General features: G+C 70.1%; 26 protein-coding genes and 4 pseudogenes. 6 read left to right on the forward strand and 24 right to left on the reverse strand.

What is annotated here, in order from left to right:
• Nucleotides 1–6: 6 nt before the first annotated feature.
• On the reverse strand, nucleotides 7–381 hold the full coding sequence (crcB, locus tag ABZ564_RS28655) for a fluoride efflux transporter CrcB (RefSeq protein WP_360861973.1): 375 nt from the start codon (nucleotides 379–381) through the stop codon (nucleotides 7–9).
• Nucleotides 378–869 (reverse strand): fluoride efflux transporter CrcB, encoded by a 492-nt coding sequence (gene crcB / locus ABZ564_RS28660; protein ID WP_360861975.1) that lies wholly within the window; start codon nucleotides 867–869, stop codon nucleotides 378–380. Before crcB (ABZ564_RS28660) ends, crcB (ABZ564_RS28655) begins: the two co-directional genes overlap by 4 nt.
• 258 nt (nucleotides 870–1,127) lie before the next feature.
• Here crcB (ABZ564_RS28660) and ABZ564_RS28665 point away from each other — a divergent pair, with 258 nt between their 5' ends.
• Nucleotides 1,128–1,907 (forward strand): peptidoglycan recognition protein, encoded by a 780-nt coding sequence (locus tag ABZ564_RS28665; protein ID WP_360861977.1) that lies wholly within the window; start codon nucleotides 1,128–1,130, stop codon nucleotides 1,905–1,907.
• Between the two features lie 46 nt (nucleotides 1,908–1,953).
• Entirely contained in the window at nucleotides 1,954–2,538 is a 585-nt protein-coding gene (locus ABZ564_RS28670) for a GNAT family protein (RefSeq protein ID WP_360861979.1), read from the forward strand.
• 81 nt (nucleotides 2,539–2,619) lie between these two features.
• On the opposite strand, the pseudogene ABZ564_RS28675 reads toward ABZ564_RS28670, so the two are convergent.
• Nucleotides 2,620–4,161, reverse strand: a pseudogene (locus tag ABZ564_RS28675) (hypothetical protein).
• A 502-nt stretch (nucleotides 4,162–4,663) separates the two neighbouring features.
• Between ABZ564_RS28675 and ABZ564_RS28680 the strand changes: the two are divergent.
• The gene (locus ABZ564_RS28680; RefSeq protein WP_360862019.1) at nucleotides 4,664–5,593 is read left to right on the forward strand and encodes a glycoside hydrolase family 11 protein; all 930 of its coding nucleotides are present in this window, start codon (nucleotides 4,664–4,666) and stop codon (nucleotides 5,591–5,593) included.
• A 233-nt stretch (nucleotides 5,594–5,826) separates the two neighbouring features.
• Here the strand turns inward: ABZ564_RS28680 and ABZ564_RS28685 are convergent.
• From ABZ564_RS28685 to ABZ564_RS28710, 6 genes and pseudogenes are all read right to left on the reverse strand, one after another.
• Nucleotides 5,827–5,961 (reverse strand): annotated as a pseudogene (locus tag ABZ564_RS28685) (glycosyltransferase family 2 protein); the annotation flags it as partial.
• Nucleotides 5,962–6,002: 41 nt separating this feature from the next.
• The gene (locus ABZ564_RS28690; RefSeq protein ID WP_360861981.1) at nucleotides 6,003–6,230 is read right to left on the reverse strand and encodes a DUF6193 family natural product biosynthesis protein; all 228 of its coding nucleotides are present in this window, start codon (nucleotides 6,228–6,230) and stop codon (nucleotides 6,003–6,005) included.
• A gap of 153 nt (nucleotides 6,231–6,383) precedes the next feature.
• The gene (locus ABZ564_RS28695) at nucleotides 6,384–6,560 is read right to left on the reverse strand and encodes a hypothetical protein (RefSeq protein ID WP_360861983.1); all 177 of its coding nucleotides are present in this window, start codon (nucleotides 6,558–6,560) and stop codon (nucleotides 6,384–6,386) included.
• Between the two features lie 351 nt (nucleotides 6,561–6,911).
• Nucleotides 6,912–8,642, reverse strand: a complete 1,731-nt coding sequence (locus ABZ564_RS28700) for a SulP family inorganic anion transporter (RefSeq protein ID WP_360861985.1) — start codon at nucleotides 8,640–8,642, stop codon at nucleotides 6,912–6,914.
• Nucleotides 8,642–9,319, reverse strand: coding sequence for a GAP family protein (locus ABZ564_RS28705; protein ID WP_360861987.1), 678 nt, complete (start codon nucleotides 9,317–9,319; stop codon nucleotides 8,642–8,644). The genes ABZ564_RS28700 and ABZ564_RS28705 overlap by 1 nt, the downstream gene beginning before the upstream one ends.
• A 550-nt stretch (nucleotides 9,320–9,869) precedes the next feature.
• A complete protein-coding gene (locus ABZ564_RS28710; protein WP_360861989.1) occupies nucleotides 9,870–10,208 on the reverse strand; it encodes a MerR family transcriptional regulator in 339 nt (112 codons plus the stop codon).
• A gap of 724 nt (nucleotides 10,209–10,932) precedes the next feature.
• On the opposite strand from ABZ564_RS28710, the gene ABZ564_RS28715 reads away from it, so the two are divergent.
• The gene (locus tag ABZ564_RS28715) at nucleotides 10,933–11,292 is read left to right on the forward strand and encodes a hypothetical protein (RefSeq protein WP_360861991.1); all 360 of its coding nucleotides are present in this window, start codon (nucleotides 10,933–10,935) and stop codon (nucleotides 11,290–11,292) included.
• 114 nt (nucleotides 11,293–11,406) lie between these two features.
• Here the strand turns inward: ABZ564_RS28715 and ABZ564_RS28720 are convergent, their stop codons facing one another.
• The 5 genes from ABZ564_RS28720 to ABZ564_RS28740 form a co-directional block, all read right to left on the reverse strand.
• Nucleotides 11,407–11,718: an SCO5918 family protein gene (locus ABZ564_RS28720; protein WP_360861993.1), complete on the reverse strand. Its 312-nt coding sequence runs from the start codon at nucleotides 11,716–11,718 to the stop codon at nucleotides 11,407–11,409.
• A gap of 45 nt (nucleotides 11,719–11,763) precedes the next feature.
• Nucleotides 11,764–12,090, reverse strand: coding sequence for a CBS domain-containing protein (locus tag ABZ564_RS28725; protein WP_360862021.1), 327 nt, complete (start codon nucleotides 12,088–12,090; stop codon nucleotides 11,764–11,766).
• Nucleotides 12,091–12,204: 114 nt separating this feature from the next.
• Nucleotides 12,205–13,710, reverse strand: coding sequence for a DEAD/DEAH box helicase (locus ABZ564_RS28730; RefSeq protein ID WP_360861995.1), 1,506 nt, complete (start codon nucleotides 13,708–13,710; stop codon nucleotides 12,205–12,207).
• Nucleotides 13,711–14,007: 297 nt separating this feature from the next.
• Nucleotides 14,008–14,211, reverse strand: coding sequence for a cold-shock protein (locus tag ABZ564_RS28735; RefSeq protein ID WP_072489439.1), 204 nt, complete (start codon nucleotides 14,209–14,211; stop codon nucleotides 14,008–14,010).
• A gap of 356 nt (nucleotides 14,212–14,567) precedes the next feature.
• Nucleotides 14,568–14,963: a helix-turn-helix domain-containing protein gene (locus ABZ564_RS28740; protein ID WP_360861997.1), complete on the reverse strand. Its 396-nt coding sequence runs from the start codon at nucleotides 14,961–14,963 to the stop codon at nucleotides 14,568–14,570.
• Between the two features lie 157 nt (nucleotides 14,964–15,120).
• Between ABZ564_RS28740 and ABZ564_RS28745 the strand changes: the two are divergent.
• A pseudogene (locus ABZ564_RS28745) lies at nucleotides 15,121–15,837 on the forward strand (alpha/beta hydrolase family protein); the annotation flags it as partial.
• A 155-nt stretch (nucleotides 15,838–15,992) separates the two neighbouring features.
• On the opposite strand, the gene ABZ564_RS28750 reads toward ABZ564_RS28745, so the two are convergent.
• Complete coding sequence (locus ABZ564_RS28750; protein ID WP_360861999.1) at nucleotides 15,993–17,027, reverse strand: helix-turn-helix domain-containing protein; 1,035 nt, start codon at nucleotides 17,025–17,027, stop codon at nucleotides 15,993–15,995.
• A gap of 55 nt (nucleotides 17,028–17,082) precedes the next feature.
• Between ABZ564_RS28750 and ABZ564_RS28755 the strand changes: the two genes are divergently transcribed.
• Entirely contained in the window at nucleotides 17,083–18,378 is a 1,296-nt protein-coding gene (locus ABZ564_RS28755; protein WP_360862001.1) for an MFS transporter, read from the forward strand.
• A gap of 518 nt (nucleotides 18,379–18,896) precedes the next feature.
• On the opposite strand, the gene ABZ564_RS28760 is transcribed toward ABZ564_RS28755, so the two are convergent.
• From ABZ564_RS28760 to ABZ564_RS28800, 9 genes and pseudogenes are all read right to left on the reverse strand, one after another.
• Nucleotides 18,897–19,220, reverse strand: a complete 324-nt coding sequence (locus ABZ564_RS28760) for a hypothetical protein (RefSeq protein ID WP_360862003.1) — start codon at nucleotides 19,218–19,220, stop codon at nucleotides 18,897–18,899.
• A complete protein-coding gene (locus ABZ564_RS28765) occupies nucleotides 19,217–19,582 on the reverse strand; it encodes a hypothetical protein (protein ID WP_360862005.1) in 366 nt (121 codons plus the stop codon). The genes ABZ564_RS28760 and ABZ564_RS28765 overlap by 4 nt, the downstream gene beginning before the upstream one ends.
• A 28-nt stretch (nucleotides 19,583–19,610) precedes the next feature.
• Nucleotides 19,611–19,805, reverse strand: coding sequence for a type II toxin-antitoxin system Phd/YefM family antitoxin (locus tag ABZ564_RS28770; RefSeq protein ID WP_360862007.1), 195 nt, complete (start codon nucleotides 19,803–19,805; stop codon nucleotides 19,611–19,613).
• A gap of 372 nt (nucleotides 19,806–20,177) precedes the next feature.
• Nucleotides 20,178–20,579: a DNA-binding protein gene (locus ABZ564_RS28775; RefSeq protein ID WP_360862009.1), complete on the reverse strand. Its 402-nt coding sequence runs from the start codon at nucleotides 20,577–20,579 to the stop codon at nucleotides 20,178–20,180.
• Complete coding sequence (locus ABZ564_RS28780) at nucleotides 20,576–20,824, reverse strand: type II toxin-antitoxin system CcdA family antitoxin (RefSeq protein WP_360862011.1); 249 nt, start codon at nucleotides 20,822–20,824, stop codon at nucleotides 20,576–20,578. Before ABZ564_RS28780 ends, ABZ564_RS28775 begins: the two co-directional genes overlap by 4 nt.
• Nucleotides 20,734–21,117: a hypothetical protein gene (locus tag ABZ564_RS28785; RefSeq protein ID WP_360862013.1), complete on the reverse strand. Its 384-nt coding sequence runs from the start codon at nucleotides 21,115–21,117 to the stop codon at nucleotides 20,734–20,736. The genes ABZ564_RS28780 and ABZ564_RS28785 overlap by 91 nt, the downstream gene beginning before the upstream one ends.
• Before the next feature lie 170 nt (nucleotides 21,118–21,287).
• Complete coding sequence (locus ABZ564_RS28790; protein WP_360862015.1) at nucleotides 21,288–22,094, reverse strand: colicin immunity domain-containing protein; 807 nt, start codon at nucleotides 22,092–22,094, stop codon at nucleotides 21,288–21,290.
• Entirely contained in the window at nucleotides 22,091–22,375 is a 285-nt protein-coding gene (locus ABZ564_RS28795; RefSeq protein WP_360862023.1) for a colicin D domain-containing protein, read from the reverse strand. The genes ABZ564_RS28790 and ABZ564_RS28795 overlap by 4 nt, the downstream gene beginning before the upstream one ends.
• 48 nt (nucleotides 22,376–22,423) lie before the next feature.
• Nucleotides 22,424–23,793 (reverse strand): annotated as a pseudogene (locus ABZ564_RS28800) (RHS repeat-associated core domain-containing protein); the annotation flags it as partial.
• Nucleotides 23,794–23,906 lie beyond the last annotated feature (113 nt).

Below are 23,906 nucleotides of genomic sequence, written 5' to 3' on the forward strand. Positions count from 1 at the left end.
GGCGGGTCAGGTCCAGAGCGCCCCGGCGAGCGTGACGCCCGCGAAGGCCGCGCCGAGGCCCGTGACCACGCTCGCCACGACGTTGGCCACCGCGTGGAACCGGGCCCCGTCCTCGGCCAGTCGCAGCGTCTCGTAGCTGAACGTGGAGTACGTGGTCAGCGCCCCGCAGAACCCGGTCCCGAGCAGCAGGTGCAGATGCGAGGAGGCGGCCCCGGCCGCCGCCGCGCCGGTCAGCAGGCCCAGGAACAGGCAGCCGGCCGTGTTCACGATGAACGTCCCCCACGGGAGGGCGGTGTGGCGGCGGGACCGCACGGCCCGGTCGGTCAGATGGCGCAGCGGGGCGCCGATGGCCGCTCCGGCGATCACGAGGAGCCAGTTCAACGCCGCTCCCCCGGCATGCCGGGGCCGTCGCCGGGGCTCTGGCTCCGCACGGTCCGCCACGCCAGCGCGCGGCGCGTCAGCCACACCGCGCTCCACACCGCCGCGAGGGCCGCGAGCAGGGTCGCGCCGAGGTAAGCCGCCCCCGTGCCCGCCCGGCCCTTCGCCACGAGGCGTTCGATGTCCACCGCGTAGGTGGAGAAGGTGGTGAACCCGCCGAGCACGCCGGTGCCGAAGAACGGCCGGACCAGCCGGGGCGCCGCCCACGCCTCGCTGATCACCACCATGAACACGCCGATCACCGCGCAGCCGGCCACGTTGACCACGAGGGTCGTCCAGGGGAAGCCGTCCGGCGCGGGGGGCCACAGCAGCGAGGCCCCGTAACGGGCGGACGCCCCGGTCGCACCGCCGAGCGCGACCACGGCGACGACCGCGGTCTGCGGGTTCTTCCCCGTGCGGGGGCCGAGGACTCCGGGCGCTCTGCCGGGCATCGCGTCTCCTGCCTGCCGGGGCGCCCACCGGGCGTGGGCGCGCGTCTGCGCAGGTAGGGACCGTGGGCGGGGTTCGCCGGCCGCGGTTCGGGTACGGCTGGCCCCACCGCCGCGCAGCGGCCGCCACCGGCCTTCGCCGCCCCAGGATATCGGCGGAGCGTGCCGGGGCGGGCCACGGAGATATTCCGCGCCCGGGCCCCTATCACCCGATCGGCCACCTCATCTGCGGGCCGGGCGGGAAAGCCGCAGGGTGGACCCATGTGGCCCCATCGAATATGGCTGGGTGCCGCGGTCCTCCCGCTGGCTCTGCTGGTCCCGCGGGACACCCCGGTGCCCCACGTCCTGGCCGAGCCGCCCCCCACGCCCGCGCATGAGCGGGCGCGGACGGTGCCGCGGCCGGCGATCGTCAGCAGGGCGGCCTGGCACGCGGACGAGTCCATCGTCCGGGAGCACGCCGCCTACACGGGCGCCGTCCGCGCGGTCTTCATCCACCACACGGGGGAGACGAGCGACTACGACTGCGCTCAGGCGCCGGAACTGATCCGGAACGTCGAGGAGGCCCACATCAAGGGCAGGGGCTGGGACGACATCGGCTACAACTTCCTCGTCGACCGGTGCGGAACGATCTACGAGGGCCGGGCCGGCGGCGTCACGCGCTCGGTGCGCGGTGCGCACACCACGGGCTTCAACGCCGACAGCGTGGGCATCGCGGTGCTCGGTGACTACCACGACGGCGAGAAGGTGCCCGCCGTCGTCGTCCGGGCGCTGGCGACCCTCGCGGCCTGGAAGCTGCGGCCGGGCGAGGACCCGCGCGGCAAGGTGCGGCTGCGCTCGACGAACGACAGGAGCAGGTACCCCAAGGGCGAGGTGGCCGTGCTGAACGTCATCTCCGGCCATCGCGACACGTACCAGACGAGCTGCCCCGGCCAGGCCCTGTACGACGAACTGCCCGAGATCCGGACGATGGCGGCCGCCCTGCGCGAGGCCGCCGAGCGCGAGGGGCGGGCGGACACGGAGAACGCCGAGAATACGCACTAGTACGTAAATTACTTGACGCTAGTGCGTACGGGGTTAGGGTGCCCCCATGCCCGCTACGAGCCCGCTCCCCGTGACCCTGACCGGCGGCCACGTCCGCCTCGAACCCCTCGCCCCCGCACATCTCGACGACCTCTTCGCCGCCGGTGGCGACGACGACGAGGTCTGGCGCTGGCAGGGCGTCCCGACGCCCCGCACCCCGCAGGCGCTGGAGGCCAACCTCACCTCCCTGGTGGCGGACGCGTCGTACGTGCCGTTCGCCGTCATCCACCTGGCGACCGGCCGGGCCATCGGCTGGACCGGCTTCCTGGACATCGACGTGCGGCACGAGCGCCTGGAGATCGGCTCGACCTGGTACGGCCGCGCGCACTGGCGTACCGCCGTCAACACGGAGGCCAAGCTGCTCCTGCTCACCCACGCCTTCGAGGAACTGGGCATGGGACGCGTGCAGTTGAAGACCGACCACCTCAACGAGCGCTCCCAGGCGGCGATCGCCCGCCTCGGGGCCCGCCGCGAGGGCGTCCTGCGCCGCCACCGCCGCCGCCCGGACGGCAGTTGGCGCGACACGGTGTACTTCTCGCTGCTCGCGGAGGAGTGGCCGGAGGCGAAGGCGCGCCTGGCGGCGCGGCTCTGAGGTGAAGACACCCGGCCGGCCGGTGGCGGCCGGTGACGCGGACGGGGTGTGCCCGGGGGCCCGGCCGCCGCCGGCCTCCGCTCAGCAGCCCCCCGTGAAGCGGCCCGGCCCGTACGCCGCGTCCAGCCGGTATGTGCCCGCCTCCCGCACGGTCAGCCGTGTCCACTCGCCGTCCTGCCGCAGGCAGGCCCCGCCGGGGCCGTGTACGCGGAGCCAGGGCGAGTGGGCGAGGCGTACGATCACCGAGCCGGCGTGCTCCATGCGCAGGACCAGGTCCGCCTCGCCGCCGCCGGTGACCGTGGCGGGCGGGGGCGCGAGCGGGGTGGCGTCCCGGACCCGGTAGACCGTCCAGCCGTCGTCCCGCCACACCTGCTCCAGCCACGGCAGCCCGCCCCTGACCAGGTCCGCTTCGGCCTCGGCGGGCCCGTCCGGCCGGCCGTGGTGCAGGACGACGAGGCCCACGGCCCAGCGGTCGAGCCAGGCCCGGTAGCGGTCCGGGGTGAGCTCGCCCTCGTAGAAGAGCCGGCCGCGCTCGACGTCGAGCTGGCGGTTCCAGCCCCGGGCCATGGCCACGTGCGGGGCGAGGAGGGTCGCCTCCCGGTGGTCGCGTGCCGGGACGACCTCCACGCGGACCCGGTCGGCGCCGAGGCGGTCGAGTGCGGCGACGACGCCCTCGGTGTGCGAGGCCCAGGCCGGCACGGTGGTGGAGACGCGCAGGTCGTCCAGGGTCTTGTCGACGAGCCAGAACCCGGAGAGCGCGAGGGCGGCGGCGAGCACCCCCGTGCGCGCCCGCGCCCCGGCCCGGACCGTGGCGAAGAGCGCCGCACACAGGACGGGCACGGCGACGAGTCCGAGCAGCCGCTCGACGTTCGTGCCGACGGGGGACGCGACGAGGAACGTGAGCAGCACGCCGACGGCGTACACGACGGCCCCGTAACGCGGCACCCGCCACTCCCGTGCCCGGGGCGCCGCGATCGCGAGCGCCGCGCAGACGGCGATCGGCGGCCACAACCGGTCGGCGGGCATGGGTTGTTCGCCCTGGAAGGGGAACAGCAGCGTGGTGGCCCCGACGACCGCGAAGAACGGGACCACCAGGACGGCCCCCGTCCGCCACCGGCGGTCGAGGGCGTACGCCGCGCCCGTCACGACCAGGAACAGCCCGGCCACCGGGCTGGCCATCGTCGTGAGCGCCCCCGCCGTCGCGGCCACCGGGGCCCGGCCGGCGTACAGGCAGGCGACGAGCCCGATGGCCACGCCGAGCGCGAAGGTCGTACGCCCCGACGCGACGTTGCACCACAGGGCGAGCGCGCCGAGCAGCGCGGGCACGAGCGCGTGGCGCACACCCGTACGCACGAAGAGGCGGGCCATGAGCCAGGTGGCGGCGAGCCCGGAGAGCACGGAGACCGTCCGGACGCCGAGCAGGGCCATCACGTACGAGGAGAAGACGCTTTAGTTGGCGGTGTGCATCCCCCCGTACCAGGAGAGGTTGTACGCCGATTCCGGGTGGCGTGCGGTGAATCCGGCCCACGCCAGCTGCGCGGCGAGGTCACCGCCGCCGGTGGCCAGGACGGCGGCCCACACGGCGTACAGCGGCAGCACGGCCGCCACGGAGATCAGCGGCACACGGTGGACCCGCCACCACGGCCGCCCCGTGCCCGCCCGCCACCGCGGCTCCCGCTTCGATTCGCCCGCGTCCGCCCGTACCTCTTCGCCGACCGCCACCCGGCAAACGTACCGGCCCCGAGGGGGTGGGCGGGAGGCCCCGATCCCGGTTCGAAACTTTCGAGAAGAGGGGTATGCGGGTCGCTGGGAAGGCTCGCTTCCGCCGGATTTTCATCCGGGTCGCCGTCTAGGAGACGGCTCCTGAACTGTGGTGATGCTCAACTCCCTTGCGGGGAAAGCCATTCGACAGTTTCGCAACTCGTGCCGAAACCATTGACACCCCCTGGGGGCGGTCCAACACTGAGCGCCGTCGGCAGCCCCCGCCGACGCCCACCTGCTCACGAGGACGAGGAGGAGCTCCCCCATGCACGCGACCCCCGCACATCCGACGAGCCGCCCGCGAGGCCGCACCCGACCGACCGACGGCCTCCGCCTGTTCATCCGCAGCGCCTTCGCCCTGGTGATGGCCGCCGTCGCGGCGATCGCCCTGCCCGGCACGGCCACCGCCGACACGACCGTCACCTCGAACCGGACGGGGACCGACAACGGCTACTACTACTCGTTCTGGACCGACAGCCCCGGCACCGTCTCGATGAACCTCGGTTCCGGCGGCAGCTACGGAACGTCCTGGAGCAACACCGGCAACTTCGTCGCCGGCAAGGGCTGGAGCACCGGCGGGCGCCGCAGCGTGACCTACTCCGGCTCCTTCAACCCGTCGGGCAACGCCTACCTGGCCCTCTACGGCTGGTCGCAGAACCCGCTCGTGGAGTACTACATCGTCGACAACTGGGGTACGTACCGGCCCACCGGAACCTTCAAGGGCACGGTCACCAGTGACGGCGGCACGTACGACATCTACGAGACGACGCGCACCAACGCCCCCTCGATCGAGGGCAACAAGACCTTCAAACAGTACTGGAGCGTCCGCCAGTCCAAGCGGACCGGCGGCACCATCACCACCGGCAACCACTTCGACGCCTGGGCCCGGCAGGGGATGAACCTCGGCAGCTTCAACTACATGATCATGGCCACCGAGGGCTACCAGAGCAGCGGCAGCTCCAGCATCACGCTGGGCAGCACGTCCGGCGGCGGCGACAACGGCGGCGGCACCCCCGGCGGCGGCAGCAACGGCTGCACCGCGACGCTCTCCGCGGGCGAGAAGTGGGGCGACCGCTACAACCTGAACGTCGCGGTCTCCGGCTCCAGCAACTGGACCGTGACGATGAACGTGCCGTCCCCGGAGAAGGTCCTCTCCACCTGGAACGTCAGCGCCAGTTACCCCAGCGCCCAGGTGCTGACCGCCAAGCCCAACGGCAGCGGCAACACCTTCGGCGTCACCCTCCAGACCAACGGCAGCTGGACCTGGCCGACGGTGTCCTGCAGTACGTCCTGACCGTGCGGGTGCTCCGGGGCGGCGGCGGCCGCCCCGGAGCACCTCAGAGGATCGGCGGCCTTCCCAGCCGGGTCATCCGCCCCGCGACGGGGTCGCCCTCCGGTCCTTTGAGCGACCCCGGCGTCCGGCCGGACGGTCACCTTGATTCTCCCGGGATGCCCCGTCCTTCGGGGCGGGGAGGAACGGGCTATCGGCGCAGGGCAGATGTGCGTTCCGGTGTGCACCGCACGGAGCAGGGCGACGACCACATGGACCTCGTCCGCGTCGCGCAGCACCTCCAGCCCGACGTTGCGGCCGCCGGGACACCCCGGATTCTCCGTGAGCGGCACTTCGGTCACGACGGCGGCGCCGGGGGTGCCCGCCGCGTCCAGGAGGACGGCCGAAACGTCGCCGAGCGAGGTTGCGTCGGTCAGAGGTCGTCAGCCGTTCCGTCGATCGCCGGGCCGGTCCCCTCCGGCAGGTTCGCGACGATGAGAGCGACGGCGTCCTCCACGGTGTCGGGTTTACCGAGCACGGTGTGGTCGGAACTGCGGATCACCATGAAGCCGCCGCCGGCACGGGGGTACAGGGTGCCCACGTCATTGGTCCAGGGGAAGCGGGTGCACCGGTGGAGGGACAAGGCACCGTGGCTGACCATCGGGAACAGTTCCCGCAGCCGGGGGGTGGGCGTGGGCGGCCCGGGGCATGGCCGGGTCGATCAGGCCTTCGGCGGAGTCGAGGATCTCCCTCCATTGCGCCGAGACGATCTCCGCGGCGGACGTACGGCCCTCTTCGTCTGTCATGGTGCGATTCATTTCTTCTTGTCAGGTGTGGGCGGTTGTATCTCGGGGATGTCGGGCTTCGGGACCTTGATCTCCTCATTGCCCGAGTACCAACGTATTTCCTCCCAGGGGCGGCCGAGCGGCTCGGGATCGCCGTACATCACGTCGGACTCGTACATGCGCACATTGCGGGCGACGACGCTCATCTCCCAGGCCGTTCCATAGCCGGTCGCCGGGTAGCACGTGCCGGGCCGGCCCCGTCGCGCCGATGAGCGCGCCCAGCAGGCGGGCGCGCTCATCGGCGGGCGTGCCGTGCGCAACGGCGGCCACCCGTTCCCGCGCGCGGGAGATCGGGCCGTCCGGGCCCACGGGGTGGCGCCGCTGCGCGATGATGCCCAGGGCCCGGCTGCGCTCCGCGCGCAGGGCCCGCCCCTTCTCCGAGTCGTGGGCGAGCAGCAGTGGTTCCTCGGGAAGGGTGAAGTGCTGCACGAACACCACGGCGTGGTCCCCTGGGCGCGACGGACGAGGGCCATGGTCGTACGCGCCTGCGAGAACCGTCACCGTGAGCGGCCGGGATCCCCGGCCCCGTGCTCGGCCGCCCAGTGGCGGGCCCGGGCGTACGCGGTGTCGAGCGCGCCGAAGACCGCGGTCGTGGCCGGGACGATCCCGTCCTCCCCGAGCCGCCGGCCCAGACCGGACCGCTCCAGCAGCCGTACGAACGCGGGCTGCACCCCGCACAGGACCAGCCGGCCCCCTTCGCCGGCGAGGCGGGCGGCGTACCGGTCGAGGAGCTTGAGCATGGCGGAGGACGGCACGTCGGGCAGGGCGCGGAGGGTGAGGACGAGGACCGCGCCGCGCGCGCCGTCGGTGGCCGGCAGCAGGTGCTCGATGCGGGGGAGTTCCGCGAAGAACGAGGAGCCCGCGTACTCGAGGACGGTGACCGAGCCCGGCGCCAGCACGGCCGGCGGCTCGGTGGTCTCCCAGTGGCCGGGGCCGGACGGGCGGTCGGGGGTGCGGCGCAGGGCGACGAGCCGGGCCTGACGGGCCGCCTGGGCGCAGTAGAGCAGGAGGGAGAGGACCGCGCCGAGCACGATCGCCTGCTGGAGGGGGAGTTGAGTGGTGGCGAGGAAGGTGAGGATCATCGCCGCCGACGACATCCACGAGGTCCGCAGGACGAGCAGGACGTCGTGCCGCTTGCCCCAGATCAGTTCGCCGCCGACGACGAGGATCAGCCCGCCGATGACGGGCATGGGGATGCGCTCGGCGAGCGAGCCGCAGACCAGGACGACCAGGGCGAGGAAGACGCCGGAGACCACGCCCGCCCAGCGGGTCCGCGCCCCCGCGGAGACCGCGACTCCGGTACGGGACAGGGACCCGCCGGACGGCAGCGCCTGGAAGAGGCCGCCGAGCAGGTTCGCGTATCCCTGCGACCGGAAGTCGCCGTTGACGTCCGACCGCGAGCCGTCCGGGTTCGGCACCGAGGGTGAGACCCCGGCGGCCTGCGCGAGGGCGACCAGCGCCACGGAGCACGCTCCGCCGATCAGATGCGGCACGGCGGACAGGTCCGGTGCGGAGAAGGAGGGCAGCGCGCCGGGGATGGACGCGATGTCCCGTACGAGCTCCACATCGGTGCCCAGGACCGCCACGCCGACGCTGGTGACGACCATGGCGATGAGCAGGGCGACGGGCTCCAGCCGCTTCACGGCCCGCGAGGCGGCCCACACGGCGACGGTGACGGCGGCGACGAGGGTCGCGGCGCCTTCCCACTTTCCGGCGTGCGCGATCCAGTCGCCCAGTTGGTACAGCTTGTTGTGGCCGTGCGGGTCGTACCCGGTGGCGTCCTCGAGCACACCGGTGATGATCTGGAGGGCGATGCCGGTCGAGAAACCGGTCATCACCGCGTTCGACACGAAGCTCATCACCGCGCCGAGCCGCAGGACGCCCATGAGCAGCATCACCGCACCGACCATCACGGTCAGCACGGCCACGTTCCCGGCGTCCTTGGGGTCCAGCCCGGCGTCCGAGAGCACGCTCTGCGAGGTCAGGGCGATGGCGCTGGTCAGCGTCGTGACCATGAGGACGGTACGGGAGGTCAGCGAGCCCGCGATCGCGGGCACCACCCCCGCGTAGAGCCCGGCGACGGGATTGAAGCCGGCGATCGACGCGTACGCCATGCCCTCCGGGATGGAGAAGAGCCCCGTCACCGCCCCGGACGCGGCATCGGCGGGGCGAGGCCGCCCGAGCCCGCGCAGCCGGGAGAACGCCTCCGTCCACGGGCGGGCCGCCATCAGGTGGTCAGACCGCTGAGGGCATCCCCGATGTACTTCACGCCCAGGACGAGGAAGAGCACGGTCATGATGGCCGGATTGTGGCGGGCCATCCACGCCTTCCAGCCACCGAGGACCTGCTCCGCCTTGTCGCCCCCGGTCAGGTAGACGCCGAGCGGGAGCAGCGTGCAGAGCGAGGCGATGAGCACCATGAGGACCGCGGCGACGGCCTTGCCGCCCGCGTCGGCGGTGGACCCGGCGATGGAGACGGCGCCGCCGACGGCGAGGACGAGGTTCTTGGGGTTGGCGGCGGCGAGGACGGCGGCGAGACCGGCGGCCTTGCCGGGGCTGAAGGTGTCGATGGCCTTCATCCAGCCGGGCACCGGGGCCTCCTGGCCCTCACGAGGACGGTCCTTCCACTGCTTCACGCACAGGAGCAGGAAGAGCAGACCGAGAACGAGCTTGAGCCACAGGGTCCAGGCGGCCGGTCCGTCGTCGCCGGCGGCGTCCGCGCCGGAGCCGGCGAGGATCACGACGGTGACGACCACGCCGAGGGCGACGATCCACCCGCCGGTGAACGCGAGACCGTTCGTCCGTCCCTTCGGGGTGGCCAGCATGAGGATCACCGCGATCAGCGGCAGGGGGCTGATGGCGATACCGACGGCCGAGGTCAGCATCTGACCGATGGCGTCACCCACGGGCTGTCTCCATGCATGTCTCCTTGCCCGGCCGGGAAGGGGCCCGGCGAGTCTCCGGACCGGGGTGCGGCCGCCGGGGCCGCGCGAGCCCGGCCCTCTCATCCTCGGCCGCCCCCGGCCCGCCCGCTCGCTGGGAGTGACCCGAACGGGTGCCCCGGGGCGGCCGGGTGCCGGTGCCGGGGTCCCGGGCGACGGTGGAGCCCCTGCACGCCGACCGCGGGGGCGGGACAGGAGCGGTGGACGGGAGCCGAACTCGCGCTCCGGGCCTGGGAAGCACCCGGCACCCGGGCATCCGGCATCCGGGCATCCGGCATCCGGGCATCCGGCAGTCTGCAGGGCTGCCGACCTGTGACAACGCCCCCTGGAGGCGCTGTTCTCGCGGCCCCGGCCGCGCCCCCTCGTCCCCGCCGCTCACCGTCGCTGTCGGCACGTGGTGGCACGCGGGGCGGTCCGCCGGCGGAGGGGGCGAAGCCCTCACCCGTACCGCCGTTTCCCGGACGGCGCCCCACGCGCATGCACGCGAGCCCTCGCCGGCGCCCGGGGCGCCGCCTCAGTCCGAGGCCGGCGACTCTGCCGACTGGGCGGCGCGGCGGTACTCGGCGTTGATGCGCTGCGCCTCTTCCAGTTGGTCTTCCAGGACGACGATGCGACAGGCGGCCTCGATGGGTGTGCCCTGGTCGACCAGTTCACGGGCGCGGGCGGCGATGCGCAACTGGTAGCGGGAGTAGCGGCGGTGGCCGCCTTCCGAGCGCAGCGGGGTGATCAGACGGGCTTCGCCGATGGCACGGAGGAAGCCCTGGCTCGTGCCGAGCATCTCGGCGGCCCGGCCCATCGTGTAGGCGGGATAGTCGTCGTCGTCAAGACGGCCGTACGAGTTGTCTGCTGTCACTTGCACCTCTTCGTGGAACGCGTGGAGGGGCCTTGGTGCCACACGGCACCAAGGCCCCGAAGGAACTACTACACCACCTGCCGGCCCTGACACGGCGCCGGCCTTCTGTATCCGCAGCTCCGACCCGGCTGCTGTCGGGAGCGCGGGGATCGCGGTTGCTTGACCGGAGACCACCTCACTATCGATGTCCTGCGGTACCCGGGTGGGCCGGTGGCTCCGTCCCGGGCGATCCTGATGGCGCGGGCTCCTCCGTTCTTCCTGCGGTGATCAATTACTTACCGGTGGGGTACTTCGTACTGCACTCGCGGGTACCGCCACTGTCGTGACAGCGGTCCCGCCTCGGCGGCCCCTTGCTGCGGGCCACCCGGTCCGGCCGTCAGTCCCGTCGCCGTCCTGCAACAACCCTGGCTTCGAAACTCCACCGCCGTACCGTCCTGCGACTACGTCCACTACCGGCAGTCCGTCTCTGCCGGGTATTGCTGTCTCTCTGGGTACGGAAGAAAGGCTAACTGGATCGCAACGCGATGTCTACTCTGATCACGATAGATTTTCGGGTTCCTCGTGAGGAGGTAATCGACCTCCGCGGACTCGTGGGCCGACCCGGGACCCCCGGATCACCCGAGCGGCCGCAGTCGTGCGCCGGTCCTTCGAGGAAGCGGGCCGGTCTCCCGGAGGACTGCCGGCCGGGGGACGGCAGGACGAGCCGTGAATAAGATCGGCTCTCATGTCGAAGCCTGACGAGCTGCTCGTTGACGTCGCCACGCTGGTGGAGTCCGGGCACAGCAACCAGATGTCCCTGACCGTGGTCGCCGGTGGTGCTGTCATCACCGGTCGGCTGGCACCCGAAGCCGTGTGGAGGCAAAGAGTGTCGGAAGTCCTGACGGACTCGCCCCGGCTGGGCGAGTTCTCCGCCGTGTTCACCGCTACGACGCGGAGGGACGGCCCGCCCGCGTATCTGCACTTCCATATGGCGCGGATCCTCCAGGGCACGGTGGGGATCCCGGAGACGGGCGGGATGTACCGCGTCTCGATCGCGGATGTCAGCGCCTGGACCATGGGCGACTTCACCTACTCCGAGCACTGACCTCGCGCGGAGGAATCCACGGGTACGCGTGAGGGCCCGACCGGTACGTGCCGGTCGGGCCCTCACGCGTGTTCAGGGGGCGGCCGCCCGGGCGGCCGGGCGGGCATCAGGCGGTCAGACGGCCACCGGGCTGCCGAGCATCGCGGAGGCGTGCTGGAGCGGGCTGAGGGCCGGGGCGGACGCGGCGGTCAGGGACGCGCTGCGGCAGGTGAAGCCGAGCTTGGTCATCGCCCGGAGGACTTCGTCGGCGCTGAAGTCGCGGCGGTCCTGGCGGGTGATGACCTCACCGACCTGCTTGACGGGGTAGGTGCGGCGTCCGATGGTCACGGAGTCGCCGACGACCTCTTCGGGCCTGACGCCCCTCATGGAGTCCAGGACGCCGCTCTTGGTGAGCTCGAACGGGAAGCGGGCGATGACACAGCGCACGATGCCTCACAGGGAGAGAAGGGGATTGTCCCGCGGGGAGACGGTTCAGAGGGCCGGGGCGAGGGCGCCCGGGGCGTTGTCCCTCTCGTCCGCGGCGAAGTGGGTGGAGAGCCGGCGGTACGTGGGGTCCTTTGCCGCCATGGCGGCGGGTGCGGGGCGCGGCCCGCGGTCGCCGAGGACGTCACGCAGCTGGAGCCGGTCCGAGTAGCCGGGTCCGTCGCGGACGACGGTGAGGTGGGCACGGGTGACCAGCCCGGTGCACAGGCCGTCGTTGTCGCAGACCCTCAGGCGTCCGGTCCTGGCACTGGCCATGACGGACAGGGCGACCTCCACGGTCATGTCGTCGCAGACCTGGGGTCCGGCCGCGTCCATGGAGTCGAGCGTCTCCGGGGGGACGGGGCCGGCGTCCGTCGGGTCGGACTGGTGCTGGACCGGTGTCACAACTGCCTCCTGGGGAGATGGATCGGCTTCCGGATCACGCGGTGCTCAGGCCGCCGCGTCCGATACGGGCCGGCGTCCGCCGCCGCGCCGGGCAGCCGCGGCCGGGTTGCGTCGAGTGGTGGGGGACGTGCCGCGCCTGCGCCGCTCGGGAGCGGGGGCGGTGATCGTCACGGGGATGCCGGAGGGGGTCCGGGCGCCGGTGATCCGGCTGAGCGTTTCCTCGCCGGAGCGGACCTGGGTGGTCCGGGGCACGATGCCGGCAGCCGCCATGAGGCGGGTCATGTCGCGGCGCTGGTTGCTGGTGACCAGGGTGACGACACTGCCGGACTCGCCGGCCCGCGCGGTACGGCCGCCGCGGTGGAGGTAGTCCTTGTGGTCGGCCGGCGGGTCCACGTTCACGACGAGGTCGAGGTGGTCGACGTGGATGCCGCGTGCCGCGACGTTCGTCGCCACCAGGACGGTGACGTGCCCGGTCTTGAACTGGGAGAGGGTGCGGGTGCGCTGCGGCTGCGACTTGCCGCCGTGCAGAGCGGCCGCCCGGACCCCGCTGGCGAGGAGGTGCTGGGTGAGACGGTCCACGGCGTGCTTCGTGTCCAGGAACATGATCACCCGGCCCTCGCGCGCGGCGATCTCCGTCGTCAGCCGGTGCTTGTCGGCACCGTGCACGTGCAGGACGTGATGTTCCATCGTGGTGACCGCGCCCTGCGAGGGGTCCACGGAGTGGACGACGGGATCGGTGAGGTAGCGCCGCACCAGGAGGTCGACGTTACGGTCCAGAGTCGCGGAGAAAAGCATGCGCTGGCCCCCGGGGCGGACCTGGTCCAGGAGCGCGGTGACCTGCGGCATGAAGCCCATGTCGGTCATCTGGTCGGCCTCGTCCAGGACCGTGGTCGCGACCTGGTCCAGCCTGCAGTCACCGCGTTCGATCAGGTCCTTGAGGCGGCCCGGGGTGGCCACGACGACCTCGGTACCGCCCCGCAGCGCGTTCGCCTGCCGGCCGATCGACATCCCGCCGACGACGGTGGCCAGGCGCAGCCTCGCGGCGCGGGCGTAAGGGGTGAGGGCATCGGTGACCTGCTGGGCGAGCTCCCGGGTGGGGACCAGGACCAGGGCCAGCGGCTGACGGGGCTCGGCGCGCCGGCCGGCGGTGCGGGCCAGCAGGGCCAGGCCGAAGGCGAGCGTCTTGCCGGAGCCGGTCCGGCCGCGGCCCAGGACGTCCCGGCCCGCCAGGGAGTTCGGCAGCGTCGCACCCTGGATCGGGAACGGCGTGGTCACGCCCTGCGCGGTGAGCGCGTCCAGCAGGCTCCTCGGCAGGTCGAGGCCGCTGAACGCCTCGACCGCGGGCAGTGCCGGGGTGAGCGTCTCGGGCAGGGCGAACTCTCCCCGCATCGCGGTGGGCCGGCGGCCACCCGAACCGCTCGGACGTGTGGAACGGCTCGGGGCGGACGAGGGGAAACGGCTGCCCCGGGCCGAACCAGCGGCGGGGGCGTACCCGTGGCCGTCACCGCGGCGGGCGTGGGAGGAACGGCTGTTCGTGCGGGTGGGGTTCATGCTGAACCTTCCTTGATACGGCACGTATCAAGGAATTCCGCAGCGGAGTAGCGGCGCGGGGAATCACAGGCACGGACCGAATGGAATGCGAACGCGGCCCACGGAAAATCCGTGCCGGCGTAGGCGGAAACGGGGGATGGCGCGCGAGAGGGGATCCGGCGCGTCGTCGGCACCGGCTTCGAGGAGGCTGAGCCCCTCAATAATGTGTTCCCGTGGACGTGGCCACCATGGAAATGCAAGTAGCTGGGGCCCGCACCCCGAGGGATGCGGGCCCCAGCTACGAAATGCGCGTCGGCGTCAGGCGGAAACGATGTTCTCGGCCGTCGGGCCCTTCTGGCCCTGAGCGATGTCGAAGGAGACCTTCTGGCCTTCCTGCAGCTCGCGGAAGCCCTGGGCGGCGATGTTCGAGAAGTGGGCGAACACGTCGGCGCCGCCACCGTCCTGCTCGATGAAGCCGAAGCCCTTTTCCGCGTTGAACCACTTCACAGTGCCAGTAGCCATGTCGATCTCCTTTGGGCAGTGCACCGGGATCCGCACTCTGCGGATCCCGCTGTCGCCGCGATGATGCCCTGCCCGGAAACGACCGGAAATACGAAGCACCCCCTGCGGCTTGAGGCCGACCTGAGGCGCTTGAAGTTTTTGGGTACCAAAACTGCAACTGAGTCCGACAGTAGCACGCTCCCGGGGATTATGTGCGTCAATTATTTTCCCGCGCATGCCGCAACAGAAACCCTCCCGGTGTGGGCCGTTAAATTCTGAGACCGCCGGCACAGGTATTCAGTACCTCGGGTACGGCGTTTTCCCGAAAGCAAGGAGGCGGCCGGCCCCTGCTCCGGTGGGCGGAGCGGGGGCCGGGGTCAGGCGGTCGGGGTGTCGGGGCGGGCGTCGTACGCGGCGCGGGCGGCGTCGATGTGCGGCAGGTGCGTGATGCTCCACTCCAACAGGGGCATGGTGGCTTCACGGAGGGTCCGGCCCATCGGAGTGAGTTCGTAACTGACGTGCGGCGGCATGACATTGCGGACGGTCCGGGTGAGGATCCCATCGCGTTCCAGGCCGCGCAGGGTGACGGTGAGCATCCGCTGGCTGATCCCGTCGACGGCCCGCTTGAGTTCGGTGAAGCGGCGTGGCCCCTGGCTGAGGTCGCGTACGACCAGCAGCGACCACTTGTCGCCGACGATGCCGAGCACTTCGCGAGCCTGGCACGGGTTCCTCGTCCGTGCCGCCCGCGAGGTGCCGCCCGCTGCGCCGTTCATGGTTACCTCCGGAGAACCGGGGCACGTGAATGTGCCTTATTGATCGGGGTGCGGCAGGTGCAGCACGATGATTACGGTTCCCGAAGAGAACCGAGGTGCAAACAGGAACCGTGATGTTCCCGTGCCGCCACGCCTCGAAAAGGAAGAAGAATTCCGCATGGCAACCTTTCTGCTGGTGCACGGTGCCTGGCACAGCGGCCGGTGCTGGGAGCGGGTGGTCCCCCTGCTGGAGTCGGCCGGACACCGCGTGTTGGCGCCCTCGCTGACCGGCTACGGCGACAAGGCACACCTGCTCGGTCCCGACGTGGGGCTCGACACGCACGTCGAGGACGTCGTAAGGCTGATCCACGAGGAGGACCTGAGCGAGGTGGTGCTCGTGGGGCACAGCTACGCGGGGCTGGTCGTCTCGTCCGTGGCCAACGAGGTGCCGGAACGGATCGCGCATCTGGTGTACCTGGACGCGATGGTCCCGGAGCACGGCGAGACCGCCGTCGACGTGCAGCCCATGACCCAGAACCTGATCGACCTGGCCGCCGGGTCCGGCCACGGCTGGCGCATCCCGCCCCCGCCCGAGATGCCTCCGCCCCTCGGGCTGTTCGGCGTTACCGACCCGGCGGACATCGCATGGCTGCGTGCGACGCTCTCCGACCAGCCGGTGCGCTGCCTGCGGCAACCGGTCCGGCTGGACAATCCCGCCTTGGACCCGGTCCCCCGTACGCACATCCACTGTGTCGGCGCGGAGCCGGAAGGCATCGTGCGGCGGCCCGTCCCCGCGACACAGCCCAACGGCTCCCCGGCGCGGATACGGGAACTGCCGACCGGACACGACTGCATGATCACCATGCCGCGGGACCTGAGCGAACTGCTGCTTGAATCCACTCTTCGTCAGCGTCCGGACCATGACCGCGGTAGCGAGCCGGAGAAGTCCCGGCACCGGTTCGTCCAGGAGACGCCGTTCAACCGGAAAGGAATCTGGCAGCGGGCACCCATGAGCGATGACGGCACGCCGAACCCGCATCGGCCTGCGGATCAACCGGTCGGACGCGGCACGGGGCTTGAGCACGGCTGATGGTGGGGTTCGCACAGGGCCGCGCCGAGCGCGCTGTGCCGGTAGCGGACGTGGCGCCCGTGGCGGGTTCGCTCCAGGAGGTGAGCTGCTCGGAGGACGGACAGGTGTTGGCTGACGGCGGCGGGGGTGACGCCGAGACGGTGAGCGAGCTCCGTGGTGGAGGCGGGTTCGGCCAGGAGGGTCAGCAGGCGCGCGCGTGGAGCGCCCAGGAGCCGTTCCAGCGCCTGGGAGGCCGGCGGCTCGGGGCGTTCGGTGAGAGTGGCCAGGCCGCGCGCGCCGTAGACGATGTGCGGCAGCGCCTGGGAGCTGAGCATGGTGGAGACGCCGTCCGCGAAGCAGCTGGGAGTCAGCAGCAGCCGGCGTCCGTCGATCGGGATCTCGGTCGGTGGCGAGGGCCATGGACCGCTGCGTTCGATGGTGAGCATGTCCTCCGCCCAGGACAGCCGGGAGCTGATTCCGGTGAGCAGGGCGTCCGCGCCGCCTTCGGCCAGGACGCGGGCGCGGTACGCGATGTCGGCCTCCAGCACGGCCTTGGCCCTGGGCCACCAGACGGGCCGCAGACACTCCACCCAGTACTCCTCCAGGGCGTCGGCGATGTCGGCGAGCAGGCGGGCCGGGTCTTCCCAGGCGTCGGCCAGTCTGGCCGGGACAGGCTCACCCAGCGGCAGGAACGTCTGCTCCAGGCCCGCCCGCACCACGGCCGGGTCGGTGGCGCGCAGCGCGTCGAACTCACGGCGGATGTGGGGTGCCGAGGTGGGCGGCCGGGGAGTGAGGAAATCGGGGACCCAGTACCGGCGGCGGGCCACCAGCGAGGTCAGCAGAACGTGGTCGAGGCGTTCGAAGGCCGGGCGGAGGCCGTCGAAGCTCTCGCGCAGCGCCGGGAAGCGCGGCGCGTGGCCACTCCACATCCGCAAGCTGAGAACGGTCTCCTGCAACGGCGAATAGGCGAACGAGGTCGCCGCGAGGTCGGCCACGCCGAGACGGAAACGAATCATTAAGTGTCAGGGTAAATCCATTCCGGGTGCACCAGGTCGAAGGTGTGCTGGTGGCATGACCACCAAGACCACCCCGGCGCCGATGCCGGCCACTCCCGCCCCGGCTCCCCGGCTGAGCGGCGACCCGACCGTGCGCGGGCTCGCCGCGTTGCTGTCGGTCAACGCCCTCGGCAACGGGCTCTTCCTGACCATCAGCACCCTGTGGTTCACCCGGGGACTGGGCTATTCCGTCGAGCGGGTCGGGCTGGCGCTGACGGTGGCGGGACTGTGCGGGATCCTCGCTGCCCTCCCCGCGGGCCGCGCGTGCGACCGCTGGAACGCGAAAGGAGTCCTGACCTGCCTGCACCTCCTGCAGGCAGGCGCGATCGCCCTGTACGCCGTCGCCGATTCCTTCCCGGTCTTCCTCGCCCTGGCCTGCCTGGCCACGGCCGGCAGCCGCGCCAACGCCGCTGCGCGCGGCGCCCTGTACGCGCATGTCCTCCCTCCTGGTCTGCGCACCCGTGCCCTGGCGCTGCTGCGGGCGGTCAACAACGTGGGCATCGGAGCGGGCGCCACCCTCGGATCGGTCGTCATCGTCTTCGACACCGGTGCGGCCTACCGGGGGGCGATCTGCCTGAGTGCCGCCGCGTCCCTCCTCGCGCTGATCCCGCTGCGCGCCATTCCCGTGCCGACCCGTGCGGTACCCGCGCAGCCGCCCCGGACAGCCCGGGTGGCAGCGGTCCGGCGAGCCGCTCCCGCGGCGGGGTCCGGGCACCCGCTTCGCGACGTGCCCTATCTCGCCGTCACCGCGCTCAACGCGGTCGTGAACACCCTCTACGTCGTTCTCGAAGTGGGGCTGCCGCTGTGGCTCCTCACCCGTACCACCGCGCCGCAGGCCGTGGTCGGCTGGCTCCTCGTCATCAACACCGTCCTTGTCGTCGCCCTTCAGGTCCGGGCTGTCCGCGGTGTCACCGGCCCGGTCCAGGCCGCGCGCGCCTTCCGGCGTGGCGGCCTCCTGGTCGCGGCTGCCTGTCTCGCCGTCGCGTGCTCCGCCGACCGCTCACCGTTCGCGGCCACGGTGGTTCTCGTGGCCGCCGTCGTCCTGCTCACTTTCGGCGAGGTCATCTCGCAGGCGGGCAGCTGGACCCTCTCCTACGACCTGGCACCCGATCACGCGCAGGGCACGTACCAGGGCATCTACCAGACCGGGATCTCCGTGAGCCAGGCACTGGGCCCCGGGCTGCTGACCGCGTTCGTCCTCCCGCACGGCATCGTGGGCTGGGCGGCTCTGGCCACCCTCTTCGCCGGCGCGGCACTCGCCCTCCCCGCAACCGCTCGCTGGGCGGTACGAGAACTCCGGGAGGCCCGGTGAGCCGGTCCCCGTAGACGGGGCTGCCCGGCATGGACGCCGGGCAGCCCCGGCACCGGCGCTCAGGTCGCCAGGCGGTTGAGGGCGTCGCCGACGTACTTCTCGCCGAGGACGACGAAGGGGGCGGTCGTGATCGCGGGGTTGTGGCCGGCCATCCATGCCTTCCCGCCACCGCGGATCGCCGTGAACCTCTCGCGCCCGCCGAGAGGTCTGGACAAAGAACCCCAGTTCTCTGACCTGGGGTTCTTCCCTGGAGCGGGTGACGAGAACCGAACTCGCGCTCCGAGCTTGGAAATCAACGGTCCTTGGGGCGTTGTAGGAGCTCTGAACTGCGCTTTCGTGCTGGACGAGGTGTATGGCCACGGTCTCGGGGAGCCGTACCTGACCGCTGTTGTCCGCTCTGTTGGGCGCGGATGGGGCACGTCGACGGCGGGTCACCAGTCTGAGGTTTTGTACGGGAGCGGGTCACGGAAAACGCAACGGAAGCCACCTGTGCTGCAGACGTTCCGGTGGCGCGGACGTCAGGCCCAGAAGGCTTCGGTGACGACGATCTGCGGGTCGGCGTGGCGGCGCATGAAGGTGTAGATGAGCCAGCCGCGTCCGCCGGCCAGGTCCACGATGTGGGGGCCGCCGGGGTTCGTGGAAGCCAGTGGCCGGACGGTCATCCACTGCGGGAGCGAGACGTCGGCGTCGATTCCTCGGAAGTACGGGTCTTCAGCGGTGATCAGTTCCGCACGAGCACTCATGACCAGGTCACTGCCTTCGGCGGGCATGTTCTGGAAGTCGTGCTGTGCCTGCTTCGTCCAGTCCATCTGCCAAGGCGGCCGGAGTGGTTCGTCGATCACTCTCCGGGCTTCCTCTCAGCGGCTTCGTGCCGGAGGCGGCTGTACTCCTCCAGAAGCCGGATGGACTCCTCGGGGTCCTCGGACTTGGCGGCCCGGGCTTCGAGGTCGCGAAGGTGCGAGTCGAGGACGGGATCCCGGGCGATGGCGTACTGCGTCCACCACAGGTGCATGAAGGCGGGCACGGGGGTGATGTTGAAGGCGTCACCGATGACGCGCTTCCAGTGCGCCTCGAAGTCCGGGAGGAGGTGCGGAGTGTGTTCCTGAATCGCCAACCGAAGTGCTTGAGGCGTGTGTTCGGGCATGGGCGGCAACCGCAGGGGTCCCCCCTCGTACCCATCGAAGTGGAGTGCATGGGCGGGCATGGTTCAGGCTCCTTGATAGGGAGGGGGGTCAGGCCGCCTCGTGCCGGTCCTCGTGCGACTGGTATCGACCGGCCATCTCCTCGAACCACTCGGCCGGCACCAGGTAGGCGACGGTCTTCCCCTTGCGGGTGATGGCGGCGGCCTCGCCGGCGATCCGGGTCCGGTCCAGGATCTCGCCCATCCCCTTGCGCAGGTCGATGGTTGTGTACGTCTTCGTCTCCATACACCGAAGCATATGGCAACTATCATAGTTGACATACACGCCCATGGGGTGCGGGCTGCCGGAAGAAGCAGACGGACACGTCGGGTGCGGAGCGGGAGCGGGGCGCCTGATCGGGCTTGTGGCAACAGAAAAGCCCCGGCCGTCGGCCTGGGGCTTTCATGGGGCGGGTGACGAGAATCGAACTCGCGCTCCGAGCTTGGGAATCAACGGTTCTTACGCTGTTGGAGGGGCTCTGACCTGCGATTTCGGAACGGGCAGGTGGATGGCTCCCGGTCTCTGGGAGCCGTATCTGACCGCTGTTGTCCGCTCTGCTGGGCACGGAGGGGGCGCGAGAGCTGGCGGTGCGACGCGTGATCCGGGCGGGCCGGCTGGTCAGAGAGGGATGATGCGAACCTGGCTGCCGCAGAGTTTGGTCATGTCGTCGCTGTCGGAGGTCAGCAGGGCGACGGGTTTCGGCTGGCGGAGCGCGACCTCGGCGACCGTGGCGTCAATGGCGTACTTGTGCCCGTGCACCCCAGCGCCTTTGAGGAGCTCAGCCGCCGCCTTCGCCGCCTGCTCGGTGACGGGCTCCACCTTGACACGGGACAGGACCCAGTTCAGGCGGGGAATGTTGGTGCGGGAGTGGCTGACTTCCACGATGGTGTTTGCCCCGATCACCAGGTCGGCTCCCATGCCGTGGAAGACCTGAAGCATGGCGAGGAGCTTGCGGTCCTGCGCGATCCAGGCGGAGAGCCCTTCCGAGTCCAGGACGACGGTCTCGATGCGCTCGCTCACGCGGCGTCCGCGTCTTTGGAAGAGCCGGCGGAGCCGAAGATCCTCACGCGGGCCTCGGCGAGCTCCTCGTCGCTGAAGCCTCCATGCTCTTCCTCGTGGCGGCGGAGGTCGTCGCCCAGAAGCTGGTGCCTGATCTGGCGGGCCACGGCTTCCGCTACATAGCCGGAGACGTTGTCCGTGAGCTTGCGGAGCTCCGCCACCTGGTCGCTGGGGAGCGTGACGGTGATGCGAGTCGTAGAGGACATAAGTCGAGCATACTGGAGTATGCGTGAGAGGGCTTGGGTTTGCGGCACCGCTCGTTCCGGTCAGGGATTCGCGACTGGAGGGTGCGGCTTCCGGCGCTGGGGGTACCCGCCCGCGGGTCATGCGAGTACCGCCGAGGCGTAGGGTCGCCGGTCTCCGGGTGAGTGTCGTACGCGAACGTGGAGGAGAGATAGCCGTCCGGGCCGATCGTGCTGACCACCCAGCCCGCGTCGTCGTACACATAGCGGAACGTAGAGTCGTTGCGGTCGGTCCAGGACGTGATCCGAGCATCCACGGCGTACGTGACGGAGTCGTCAACTCCTCAGGAATTCCACTTCGTTTCACTTACTTTCGAGATGAGGGGCGCCTCGCCGGCTTCGGCGAAGAAGAGGGAGGTATATGCATCACTTCGAATATCACTGAAATTCTCGTGCACCTTCCGAAGGCAGTTGCACGCGTCGGTCATCAAAATCCATCGGTACGCTCCATGGTTTTTCGTACCGCATCCATCAGCTCTTCATCCGATAGGTCGTCAGGATCTTTGAGGGCCGGATCGATTGAATAGTCTTCCAACAGTGAGAAGATCTGATCGAGGGCCGTGAGGAGTGGGTCGCGGAGCCTCTCGCCGTTATTCTGGGATGTGCGGCGGGCGTCCAGCCAGCCGCGGGCGAAGTCCGCTCCGCTGATGGACCCCGCGGTGAAGGCCTGCATCAGATTCACCTGACGAGCAGTGCCTGTTCCGGCGGGAATTTCCCGTGCGCGGGCCCAGGCAATGTGGCGGGGGGGAAATGACTGCGAGATGTCCTTGAGTTCTGGCCATCGCTTGGCTGCGGTTCGGACGTATCGTCCGAAGCGGGCTCGCCCTCCGTCCACCCCTTCCGGGACGGCGCCCTTCAGGAATCCTGCTGTTCCTGCTACTAGCACGTACCCAGGGCGGGGAAACAGAATCGCACCCTGCCGGTCCGACGAGGCAAGAAGGAGGGGAGGACCGAATCCAACCAATTCCGATGCCGCTATGTCTGGTGTAATCAGATGCCAGGTTCGGCTAGCAGTTTCGGACCCGATCGCCATCACTAGTACAGCGTCCGCTCCTCCCGTTCGGCAGCCTTCGGTGATGCGCTGGACCAGAGCGTCGTCCACGCGCGAGCCGGCAGGCACCGGAACGACGAGCTTGGCGCCGACGGCCAGCCAGGCCGAGTTGTAATCCCCGAGGCTGGACAAAATCCCCAGCTGATCGGAGTTTGCTTCGCCCGGGATGTTGTAATCAGTCACCAAAGGAATCCCTTGTCGATGATGTCTTTAAATTGTTTGTCTCCCAATTTCCAGGCCGACCAAAATTTCCCGTCCGCGTGGAGCATCACCATTTTTTGGGTGGCTGGATTAATGAAACCCGCGGCTGGCCCCTGGCCTCTGTAATCAAAGCGGTAAATCTTTGTCCCGTCTGCGGTTATATGGGAGCGCATGCTTTCTTCGAATCGCTTCAGGTTTGCTCCATTCAGATTGCCTTTCGCGTCCAAAAAATCGTCGCCATGTGCATGAAACTTCTTGCTCATTACTTTCTGGCTCGAGAAGTCTGCCTTCTTTTCCCAGCCGCCGCGAGGGCAGGGGGCGAGGCCGAGGGGGTCGGACGATGAGTGGGGGTTGTGAACATAGGTGAATGCGTTGGGCGCCGGTGTGAGGCCGAGTGGATCCGGGGTGAGATAGCGGGCAGTCTCGGGGTCGTAGTGCCGGTTGAGATTGTAGTGGAGGCCGGTCTCGGGGTCGTGGTATTGGCCGGGGAACCGGAGTGGGGTGTAAGCGGTATTGGTTTTTCCCCAGGCGGTGGTGCCCCAGAGCGTTGTCCGAGAGTGCCAGGCGAGATTTCCGGACTCGTCAACGAGTTCGGCGGGAGCACCAATCAAGTCCGTGGCGATCGCGAAGAAGCGTTCGTCTGTCGTCGATGGATCGGTGTCCGCAGCAATGATGCGTTCGTGCTGGGCCATGGGGCGTGTGCCCTGGTGGTCCCAGGTCAGAACGACCGGGCGGGGGAGGCTCGGGGAGGTGGTCGTCTGCTCGCAGAGGGTAGCGTCGTCCCAGGTGAAGCGAGTTTCCTCGACGACGGTCAATCCGTCGTCGCCAAGGCGTTGCTTGGCGGTGCGCCGGCCCAGCGGGTCATACCGGTAACGCCATCGTGTCCCATCCGGTGTAGTGACGGCGGTGAGACGGTCCTCGGCGTCCCACGAGTATCGCCAGGTGTCGGGCCTCCTGGAGAGGCGGGTCTTCTGGCGCAGGGTGATGCGACCAAGAGCATCGTGCTCGTAACGGACCCTTCCGGCACGCGTGATGGTCGTGCCGACGTACGCACGGGGCCCGGTGGCTTCGCTGCCCGGATGAGAAGCCGGCCATGAGGCGGTCGTCTGGTTACCAGCGCCGTCGTAGGCGTACGTCTCCGTCCAGTTCGCAGCAGTGACCTTGGTGACTCGACCGATCGCATCAAGATCGAAATGCCGACGCCCGCGCAGGGTGTCGTCGAGGTCTGTGAGATGTCCGTCGAGCTGGTAGTTGTAGGTGCGGCTCACCAGAGCGCGCGCGCCGTGGGTCAGCCGCTCAGTGGAGAGCTGGCCGGCCTCGTCGAAGGTCGCGGTGAGGGTCAGCGTGTCGCCGAAAGTGCGTGTCAGTTCGCGGCCTGCCGCATCAAGGGTGAAGTTGATGCGTGTTGGGTGCCAGCGTTCAGATGAGCGAGTCTGCCAGCGGCATCGTAGCCGTAGCTGGTGGACCGGCCAGTGGGCGTCACACGTCGCGCACGGCGGCCAAGAGCGTCATACGCGTAGGTCATGACGTGCCCGTCGGTCATCGTTGTTCGGAGGCGTCCACCCCGGTCGTATTGGTGGGTCAGTTCGCCGTCCGGTCCGACAGCCCGGACCATGCGCCCCGCGTCGTCGTAGGCGTAGGTCGTTTCCTTGCCGGCGGAGGATTTGCGGATGACGCGGCCCAGCGCGTCGTGTGTGTAACTAGCTGTTTCTCAACCGTGGGGCGTTCGATGAGGGCCCGTACGGCGTCCTGGATCAGGTGACGGAGCCTTGGTGCGGGCACCGGAAACGGGGC

Origin of the sequence: Streptomyces sp. NPDC019224 (assembly GCF_040632605.1) — a bacterium.
Taxonomy (GTDB): Bacteria; Actinomycetota; Actinomycetes; order Streptomycetales; family Streptomycetaceae; genus Streptomyces.